The 8,020-nt window shown below is 72.4% G+C and carries 11 protein-coding genes; 6 read left to right on the forward strand and 5 right to left on the reverse strand.

Annotation, left to right across the window (positions count from 1 at the left end; all coding sequences use genetic code 11):
* A partial coding sequence (locus QOL99_RS12525; RefSeq protein WP_285524261.1) for an HD-GYP domain-containing protein occupies positions 1 to 935 on the forward strand: 935 nt, incomplete at its 5' end.
* 198 nt (positions 936 to 1,133) lie between these two features.
* Here the strand turns inward: QOL99_RS12525 and QOL99_RS12530 are convergent.
* Complete coding sequence (locus tag QOL99_RS12530) at positions 1,134 to 2,330, reverse strand: M20 family metallopeptidase (RefSeq protein ID WP_285524262.1); 1,197 nt, start codon at positions 2,328 to 2,330, stop codon at positions 1,134 to 1,136.
* Positions 2,331 to 2,448: 118 nt separating this feature from the next.
* On the opposite strand from QOL99_RS12530, the gene QOL99_RS12535 reads away from it, so the two are divergent.
* Complete coding sequence (locus QOL99_RS12535; RefSeq protein ID WP_285524263.1) at positions 2,449 to 2,661, forward strand: hypothetical protein; 213 nt, start codon at positions 2,449 to 2,451, stop codon at positions 2,659 to 2,661.
* A 60-nt stretch (positions 2,662 to 2,721) separates the two neighbouring features.
* Here QOL99_RS12535 and QOL99_RS12540 read toward each other — a convergent pair whose 3' ends face one another.
* From QOL99_RS12540 to QOL99_RS12550, 3 genes are read right to left on the reverse strand one after another with little or no spacing between them, the layout of a single operon-like run.
* Positions 2,722 to 3,069, reverse strand: coding sequence for a four-helix bundle copper-binding protein (locus QOL99_RS12540; RefSeq protein WP_285524268.1), 348 nt, complete (start codon positions 3,067 to 3,069; stop codon positions 2,722 to 2,724).
* A gap of 60 nt (positions 3,070 to 3,129) precedes the next feature.
* On the reverse strand, positions 3,130 to 3,537 hold the full coding sequence (locus QOL99_RS12545) for a hypothetical protein (RefSeq protein ID WP_285524273.1): 408 nt from the start codon (positions 3,535 to 3,537) through the stop codon (positions 3,130 to 3,132).
* A gap of 39 nt (positions 3,538 to 3,576) precedes the next feature.
* The gene (locus QOL99_RS12550) at positions 3,577 to 6,090 is read right to left on the reverse strand and encodes a heavy metal translocating P-type ATPase (protein ID WP_285524275.1); all 2,514 of its coding nucleotides are present in this window, start codon (positions 6,088 to 6,090) and stop codon (positions 3,577 to 3,579) included.
* A 143-nt stretch (positions 6,091 to 6,233) separates the two neighbouring features.
* On the opposite strand from QOL99_RS12550, the gene QOL99_RS12555 reads away from it, so the two are divergent.
* The 4 genes from QOL99_RS12555 to QOL99_RS12570 all read left to right on the forward strand — a co-directional run bounded on the left by QOL99_RS12555 (position 6,234) and on the right by QOL99_RS12570 (position 7,454).
* Positions 6,234 to 6,443 (forward strand): CopZ family metallochaperone, encoded by a 210-nt coding sequence (locus QOL99_RS12555; protein WP_285524277.1) that lies wholly within the window; start codon positions 6,234 to 6,236, stop codon positions 6,441 to 6,443.
* Between the two features lie 98 nt (positions 6,444 to 6,541).
* Positions 6,542 to 6,682: a DUF305 domain-containing protein gene (locus QOL99_RS18000; protein WP_456318860.1), complete on the forward strand. Its 141-nt coding sequence runs from the start codon at positions 6,542 to 6,544 to the stop codon at positions 6,680 to 6,682.
* A complete protein-coding gene (locus QOL99_RS12565; protein ID WP_285524281.1) occupies positions 6,679 to 7,143 on the forward strand; it encodes a DUF305 domain-containing protein in 465 nt (154 codons plus the stop codon). Before QOL99_RS18000 ends, QOL99_RS12565 begins: the two co-directional genes overlap by 4 nt.
* A complete protein-coding gene (locus QOL99_RS12570; protein WP_285524284.1) occupies positions 7,140 to 7,454 on the forward strand; it encodes a metal-sensitive transcriptional regulator in 315 nt (104 codons plus the stop codon). Before QOL99_RS12565 ends, QOL99_RS12570 begins: the two co-directional genes overlap by 4 nt.
* Before the next feature lie 26 nt (positions 7,455 to 7,480).
* On the opposite strand, the gene QOL99_RS12575 is transcribed toward QOL99_RS12570, so the two are convergent.
* A partial coding sequence (locus QOL99_RS12575; RefSeq protein WP_285524286.1) for a VWA domain-containing protein occupies positions 7,481 to 8,020 on the reverse strand: 540 nt, incomplete at its 5' end.

Genomic DNA, 8,020 nt, shown 5'->3' on the forward strand with positions numbered 1-8,020 from the left:
GCGGCGCGGGCCTGGCCTGGGCAGCGCTGGCGGACCGGCGGGTGCTGCGGGTGCCCGACCTGCAGACGGACCCCCGCGTGTACCGCCGCGAGCAGCTGGGGGCGGGCGCGATGATGGCCGTTCCGCTGCTGAGCAGTCAGGACGAGCCGCTGGGTGCCCTGATCCTGACCCGCGAGCCCGAGCGGCCCTTCGGGGAGGCCGACGAACACCTCGCCCTGCTGCTGGGCAGCCTCGCGGCCCGGATGCTGGAGCGTGACGCCCACCTCGGCGACCTGCGGGCCACCCTGGACGCGGCGCTCGAGACCCTGGGGGTGGCCGTCGAGCTGCGCGATTTCGAGACCCAGGGCCACACCGAGCGGGTCACCCACCTCGCGCTGACCTTTGGGGCCACGCTGGGACTGACCCCCGAGCGCCTGCTGGGGCTGCGGCAGGGAGCGGCCCTGCACGACATCGGCAAGCTGGGCGTGCCCGACGCGGTGCTGCTCAAGCCGGGGCGCCTGACCCCCGAGGAACGCGCCCTGATCGAGACCCACGCCCCGCGCGGGGCCGAACTCGCGGCCCGCATCCCCTTCCTGCACCCGGAAGCGCACGGGGTGATCCGCTCGCACCACGAGCGCTGGGACGGCGCCGGGTACCCGGACGGCCTGCGCGGCGAGACCATTCCCCTGCTCGCCCGCATCTTTGCCCTGTGCGACGTGTACGACGCCCTGACCAGCGACCGTCCCTACCGCGCGGCCCTGGACCCGCAAGAGGCCCTCGGCCTGCTGGAAGCCGGGCAGGGCACCCAGTTCGACCCGGCGCTCGTGGGCCGCTTCGTGGCCTTGCAGCGGGCGGGGGTCTTCGGACCGCCCTGGACGGCGCCGACCCGCGCCCCCCGCGACGAGGCCCCCCCACCCCCCCGCCTCCCGCAGCGGCCTGCGGCGGGGGAGGATTGATACGGATTCCGTCCAATTCCTTTCCTTCCGGTGGTGTCCCGGAAGGAAATCCATCTCCCGGAACCCGCCCTTTCTCCTTCTCGCATCCGCTCGGATTGAATCACTGCGTCAACGATTCCATCGGAGTCCGTATGACCCTGCACCCAAAGAACGCGGCGGCCTCCACCCTGGGAAGGCCGCCGCGTCCGCTGCGAAGGTTCAGCTTCCGCTCTGGCCCCCAGGCTCCCCGGTCAGGCGCAGCGCCGCCGCGTGCAGCATCCGCACGCCCGTTTCGAGGCTGGCCTCGTCGATGGTGAAGCGGGGGTGGTGGTGCGGCCAGCGGCTGTCGGCCTCGTCGCTGCCCGAGCCCACGTTGAAGTACGCGCCGGGCGCCTTTTCCAGATACGCGCTGAAGTCCTCGCCGCCCATGGTGGGCTGGGCCTCCTGAAAGTGTTCCGGCCCGACCGTCTCCAGCGCGATCTCGCGCAGCTGCGCCGCCACCCAGTCGGTGTTGATCAGCGGGCGGTAGCCGAACTCGTAGCCGAAGTCGTAGCTCGCCCCGTGCGCCTCGGTCACGCCCCGGACCACCCGCTCGATCAGCTCGGGCGCCCGCCGCCGCAGCTCGGGGTCGAAGGTCCGCACCGTGCCCATCAGGACCGCCGTGTCGGGGATGACGTTGTGGGTGGTCCCACTCTGGAAATAGGTGATGGACACCACCAGCGCGTCCAGCGCGGCCACATGGCGGCTGACCACATGCTGGAGGTTGGTCACGACCTGCGCCCCGACCGCGATGGGGTCCACCGTCTGCTCGGGGTGCGCCCCGTGCCCGCCCTTGCCCTTCACGGTGATGTGGACGGTGTCGGGCGCGGCCATGAAGGCCCCCGGCTTGACCACCACCATCCCGGCCGGAAGCTGCGAGTTGAGGTGCAGGCCCGTCACCACGTCCACGCCGTCCATCAGGCCCGTCTCCATCACGAGTTCCTCGGCGCCGCCCGGCCCGATCTCCTCGGCGTGCTGGAAGATCATCCGGACCTCGCCGGGCACCTCCCCGGGGTTCTCGGAGAGCAGCCGCGCCACGCCCAGCAGGATCGCGGTGTGGCCGTCGTGACCGCAGGCGTGCATCGCGCCGGGGCGCTGCGAACGGAACTCGAAGGTGTTCTCTTCCTCCACCGGCAGGGCGTCGATGTCGGCCCGCAGCAGCAGCGTGCGCCCGGGCTTCCCGCCTTTCAGGACCGCCAGCACGCTCGTCGCGGTGGGGCGGCTCACGGTCAGGCCCGGCATCTTCCGCAGCTCGGCCTCGACGAAATCGGCGGTGTCGTGCTCGTGAAAGCCGACTTCGGGGTTCATGTGCAGGTGCCGCCGCCACGCGACGAGTTGCCCCCGCAGGCTCTCCACCCGGTCCTGGGTTGTGGTCATGCCCCAGTGTAGGGCGCGTGGTGCCAGCAGGGTCCCTGCCGCCCGGACGGGCCGGAGGGTGAAGGCGGCTCAGCCCGGCCTCAGCAACTTTTCCGGCCCCCGTGCCGTAATGGGAGGCATGAAAGCACGCCGCTCCCCGGGCAAACTCGGCAAACTGATGGTCTACGCGCCGCTGGTCCTTCAGGTCGTCTCGTCGCTGCGCCGTCAGCGCCTGACCGCGCGGGGCAAGTACACCAAACCTCGCAAGCGCGACCGCGCCCTCGACTTCGTGCTCGGGCAGGCCGAGCGCAAGCTGGGTGGGAAGAAGACCAAGCGGCGCGGCTGGTTCTGAGCCGCTCCAGAAAGAAGCACCCCCGGTCCACTCGGGCGGGGGTGCTTCCTGTTGGTTTGTTCAGGCCGCCAGCTGACGGCAGAGGGCCTCGCAGCGGCGGCAGGCCTCGGCGCACACCCGGCAGTGCTCGTGGTGCCCGGCGTGGCGCTCGCATTCCTCGGCGCAGCGGGCGCAGGCTTCGGCGCACATCCGGCAGGCGCCCGGGTGCAGGTCGCTCGCCCGCATCAGCAGCCGGGCCGTGAAGGCGCAGGCGTCGGCGCAGTCGCGGTCGCGGCGGATGCACTCGGCCATCATCGTCACGTCCGGCTCGTCCAGGCAGGCTTCGGCGCACATCTCGCAGGCCCGCAGGCAGGCGAGGCAGGCGTCCAGGCACTCTTGCATCAGCTGGATGTTCATGGGCTGGGTCATGGTGGAGACCTCCTGACCCTACCGTTCACCCGCGCCGGGCCGGGCGGATGGGGCGGGTCTTTAGCTGGGCTTGAGGGCCTGCGCCAGCCGGGTCAGCACCTCCTCGCCGCGCTCGTAGCCGGGGCGCACGAAGACCATCGCCATGTTCGACCAGTCCTGCACCGCCGCGATCTCCTGCCCGCCGTCCTCCAGTTTGAGGTGCGGGTAGGCCCCGTACTCCACGAAGCAGCCGAACTCGGCGGCCACGGCTTCCAGTGCCCCGGTGTTCGCCTCGTCCCAGCGGATCAGGTACGGCAGCAGAAAGGCGGGCTTGCCGCAGCTTCCGCCCAGGCCGACCAGCGGCATTCCCGCCACCTCGGGCACCTCGTCCCGGTGCCGGACGCGCTGCAAAAAGGCGTCCCGGTCGCGCACCTGCGCCGGGGAGGTCTTGAGACTCGCCACGTAAGGCCCCACGTTCAGCTTCGCCATTGAACGAGGCTAGCGGAACGTGGGGCAGGGGAGGGGGGGTCAGGCCGTGACGGGCTGGAGGTCCGGCGTTCCCTGGAGCGGCGTGGGAGACAGCGGGGGCCGGAAGCCGCGCAGCCGCAGCGCGTTGGTGAGCACGAAGACGCTGCTCAGGCCCATCGCGGCGGCGGCCAGCACGGGCGAGAGGGTCACGCCCCAGGGCGACAGCACGCCCGCCGCCACCGGAATCAGCAGCACGTTGTAGGCGAAGGCCCAGAAGAGGTTCACCCGGATATTCCGCAGGGTGGCCCTTGAGAGCGCGACCGCGTTGGGCACCCCGCGCAGGTCGCCCGACATCAGGATCACGTCAGCGGTCTCGACGGCCACGTCGGTCCCGGTGCCGATGGCGACGCCCACGTCGGCGCGGGCCAGGGCCGGGGCGTCGTTGATGCCGTCCCCCACGAAGGCGACGGTGCGCCCTCCGGCTTGCAGCTCTGCGACCGCATCTGCCTTGCCCTCCGGCAGCACTTCCGCCAGCACGCGGGTCACGCCGACCTCGCGGGCGACGGCCCCGGCGGTGGCGCGGGTGTCGCCGGTGATCATGGCGACCTCGGCCCCCTGCGCCTGCATGACGCGGATGGCCTCGGCGCTGCCCTCGCGCACCGGGTCAGCCACGCCGATCAGCCCAGCCAGGGTGCCGTCCACCGCCACGAAGACGGGCGTGCGGCCCCGCCCGGCCAGCGCGTCCGCCTGCCCGCCCAGCTCACCCAGGTCCAGGCCCAGCCGCGCCATGTACCGCGCCGCGCCGACCTCCACCCGGCGGCCCTCCACGGTGGCCCGCAGGCCGTAGCCGGGCACCGCCTCGAAGTCGGTGGCGGTCGGGACCCTCAGCCCCCGATCCCGCGCCGCCCGCTCAATGGCCCGCGCCAGCGGATGCTCGGAGGACGCCTCGGCGGCGGCAGTCAGCCTCAGCAGCTCGTCCTCGCTGATGGCGGAGGGCTGAGAGCTCACGGTTTCCGTGACCTCCGGCGCTCCCCGCGTCACGGTCCCCGTCTTGTCCACGGCGACCACCCCGGCGCGGCCCAGGCCCTCGAGCGCGGCCCCGGTGCGGAACAGCACGCCCATCTGCGCGGCCTTGCCGCTGCCCACCATGATGCTGACCGGAGTGGCGAGGCCCATCGCGCAGGGGCAGGCGATGATCAGGACGGCGACCGTGTGCACCAGCGCGTTCGCCAGCGCCCCCTCGCCCCCGATCAGCATCCAGGCCAGGAAGGTCAGGGCGGCGATCACCAGCACGACGGGCACGAAGATGGCGACCACCTTGTCCGCGAGGCCCTGAATCGGCGGGCGGCTCGCCTGCGCCCCCTCCACCAGCCGGATGATGCGCGACAGGGCGGTGTCGGCCCCCACCCCGGTCGCCCGGAAGGTGAGCGCCCCGTTGCCGTTCACGGTGCCGCCCGTGACCCGCGTGCCGGGCAGCTTCTCGACCGGAACCGGCTCGCCCGTCAGCATGGACTCGTCCACGTAGGAGCGGCCCTCGACGACCTCGCCGTCCACCGGCAGCCGCTCGCCCGAGCGCACCAGCACGAGGTCGCCCAGCCGCACGTCGTCCGCCGCGACCTCTACCGTCTCGCCGCCGCGCTGCACCCGCGCCGTGTTGGGTTGCAGCGCCAGCAGCGTCCGCATCGCCTCGCTGCTGCGGCCCTTGGCGACCGCCTCGAACAGCTTGCCCAGCAGGATCAGGGTGATCACCACCGCCGACGCCTCGAAATAGACGTGGGCGCTACCCGCCGGGAAGAGACCGGGGGCGACGGTCGCCAGCACCGAGTAGGCGAAGGCGGCGGTCGTGCCCAGCATGACGAGGGTGTTCATGTCGGGCGAGCGGTGTTTCAGGGCGGCCCAGCCCGTGCGGTAGAAGCGCCGTCCGGGGCCGAACTGCACCGGGGCGGCGAGCAGCAGCATGAGCCAGTTCAGCGCCCGCTCGCCCACCGCTCCGAGCAGCCAGTGGTGCAGCGGCGCGTACAGCATGGGCACCATCGCAATCAGGAACAGCGGAATGCTGAAGGCGGCCGCGAAGGTCACGTCGCGCCGCAGCGCCGCGATCTCGGCGGCCTTGCGCTCGCGGTCGGCGTCGAGGCGGGACTGGGCCTGGGACGCCTCGTCGGGCACGTCGTACCCGGCCCCGCGCACGGCCTCCCGCAGCGCGGCGGGCGTGGCGGCGGCGGGCAGATAGGTCACGCTGGCCCGCTCGGTGGCGAGGTTGACCGAAGCGTTCAACACGCCTTCCGTCCGGTTCAGCGCCCGCTCCACCCGGGTCACGCAGGCCGCGCAGGTCATTCCCTCCACGGGAAAGGACACTTCGGCGGTGCGGGCCTCGTAGCCCACGTCCTCCACCTGCTGCACCAGTGCCGCCGGGTTCGTCCGGGCCGGGTCGAAGGTCACGGTGGCCCGCTCGGTGGCGAGGTTGACGACCGCGCCCTCCACGCCGTCCACCTTCTTCAAGCCGCGTTCGACTCGCCCCACGCACGCGGCGCAGGTCATCCCGCCGATCTCGAGGTCGAGGGTCTTGGTGTTCATGGGTCAAGCCTATACCCTCCGGGGGGGGATAGCAAGCTCGGGGGTTGAGGGGGAGGGGACTGGGCGCGTTCTGCCTCGTCTTTGCAGGGTCAGATCGGGAGCGCCTTCTTGACACCCTCCCCCCCTGGGTCTATCCTCGGGCCATGACCACCGAACTGAACATCTCCGGAATGAGCTGCGGGCACTGCGTCAAGGCCGTGGAGGGGGCGCTGAAGGGCGTGCCCGGCGTGCAGGGCGTGCAGGTGGACCTGGCGGGCGGCAAGGCGACCGTGCAGGGCGAGGCCGAGCAGGGGGCGCTGATCGCCGCCGTGACCGAGGAAGGCTACGGCGCGACGGTCGCGGCCGGGCAGTGAGGCGGGCGCTGCTGGGGCTGGCGCTCGCGCTGGCCGGGGGCGCGGGAGCGCAGACGCACGGGCACGCGGGGCACGGCGGGGCCATGACGATGGGGGCGATGAACGCGCAGATGCTGGCCGAACTGCGCCCGCTGAAGGGCCGGGCCTTCGACGTGCGCTTCGCCCAGCGGATGATGGACCACCACCAGATGGCGGTGGACATGGCGCNCACGGGCACGCGGGGCACGGCGGGGCCATGACGATGGGGGCGATGAACGCGCAGATGCTGGCCGAACTGCGCCCGCTGAAGGGCCGGGCCTTCGACGTGCGCTTCGCCCAGCGGATGATGGACCACCACCAGATGGCGGTGGACATGGCGCGGGCCGCCCTGAAGTCCGGCCGCGACTCGCGGATCAAGGCCGCCGCCCGCGAGGTCATCGCCGCGCAGGAAAAGGAACTCGCGCAGATGGGCGCCTGGGTCAAAGCCTGGACCGGCCAACCCTACCGCCCGGCCCCGGCCGCCATGAACGTGCCCCGCAGCGGGGTGGACCGCTGGTTCCTGACCGACATGATTCCCCACCACCAGGGCGCCGTCGAGATGGCGCGGCTCGTCCCCGCCCGCACCCAGAACGCGGCGGTGCGGAAGCTGGCGGCGGACATCATCAGATCCCAGTCCGCCGAGATCAACCAGTACCGCGCGTGGCTGAAGAGCGTGAAATGACCCAGGCCGACCCCGCCGCCCACTGCCACCCCGAGAACAAGCTCTGCATGCCGGAGGACGCCCGCCGCCGCGCGGCCCGGCGCCTGAGCATCGCGCGGGGGCATCTGGACTCCATCGTGCGGATGCTGGACGAACCGGACGTGTACTGCGTGGACGTGCTGCGCCAGATCAAGGCCGTGCAGGGAGCGCTGTCCGGCGCGGGCGAGGTCGTGTTGCGCGGGCACCTCGAGGCCCACGTCGCCACCGCCCACGAGCGCGGGGACACGCTGGAGATGGTCGAGGAACTGATGGAAGCGCTGAAGTACCGGTAAAGCCCTCAGTGATCAGCCCTCAGCGGTCAGCCTCTCACGGCTGGCCGTTTCTGCTGCCTCAGGCGGCCCGGCAGCGCGTGGAGGTCGCGCACACTCCCGGCGGGCAGGAAGGCGTCAAGGTGGGGGAGGGCGGCCGCCACCGCCCGCTGCACCGGCTGGTAGCCGGGGAGGGAAGCCAGCGGCGAGAGCCACACCAGCATCCCCGCCCGGGCACGGAGGTCGCGCAGGGCACGGGTCAGCGTCTCCGGCTCGCCCGTGTCCAGCCCGTCGCTGAGAATCAGCACGGCCGTGTCGCGGGTCACCCGGCCCCGTTCCTCCCGCGCCAGCCGCAGCAGACTGTCCCCGATGCGGGTGCCGCCGCCCCACGCCCCGCCCAGGTCGGGGAGGGTCAGGGCCGCGCCCGGCACCGCCCCCCGCAGGTACGGGGTCAGCCGCGTGAGGTCGGTGGAAAAGGCGTAGACCTCCACCCGCCGCGAGCGCAGGTGCAGGGCGTGGGCAAAGCGCAGCAGCCGCGCCGCGTGAGGCCCCATGCTGCGGCTGCCGTCGAGGACCAGCAGAAAGCGGGG

The organism is Deinococcus rhizophilus (assembly GCF_030271215.1).
Taxonomy (GTDB): domain Bacteria; phylum Deinococcota; class Deinococci; order Deinococcales; family Deinococcaceae; genus Deinococcus; species Deinococcus rhizophilus.

Excerpts from the sequence above, each read along its gene's own strand:
- QOL99_RS12530 (WP_285524262.1), bottom strand. The coding sequence starts at position 2,330 with ATGACCACAACCCAGGACCGGGTGGAGAGCCTGCGGGGGCAACTCGTC.
- QOL99_RS12535 (WP_285524263.1), top strand. The coding sequence starts at position 2,449 with ATGAAAGCACGCCGCTCCCCGGGCAAACTCGGCAAACTGATGGTCTAC.
- QOL99_RS12540 (WP_285524268.1), bottom strand. The coding sequence starts at position 3,069 with ATGACCCAGCCCATGAACATCCAGCTGATGCAAGAGTGCCTGGACGCC.
- QOL99_RS12545 (WP_285524273.1), bottom strand. The coding sequence starts at position 3,537 with ATGGCGAAGCTGAACGTGGGGCCTTACGTGGCGAGTCTCAAGACCTCC.
- QOL99_RS12550 (WP_285524275.1), bottom strand. The coding sequence starts at position 6,090 with ATGAACACCAAGACCCTCGACCTCGAGATCGGCGGGATGACCTGCGCC.
- QOL99_RS12555 (WP_285524277.1), top strand. The coding sequence starts at position 6,234 with ATGACCACCGAACTGAACATCTCCGGAATGAGCTGCGGGCACTGCGTC.
- QOL99_RS12565 (WP_285524281.1), top strand. The coding sequence starts at position 6,679 with ATGACGATGGGGGCGATGAACGCGCAGATGCTGGCCGAACTGCGCCCG.
- QOL99_RS12570 (WP_285524284.1), top strand. The coding sequence starts at position 7,140 with ATGACCCAGGCCGACCCCGCCGCCCACTGCCACCCCGAGAACAAGCTC.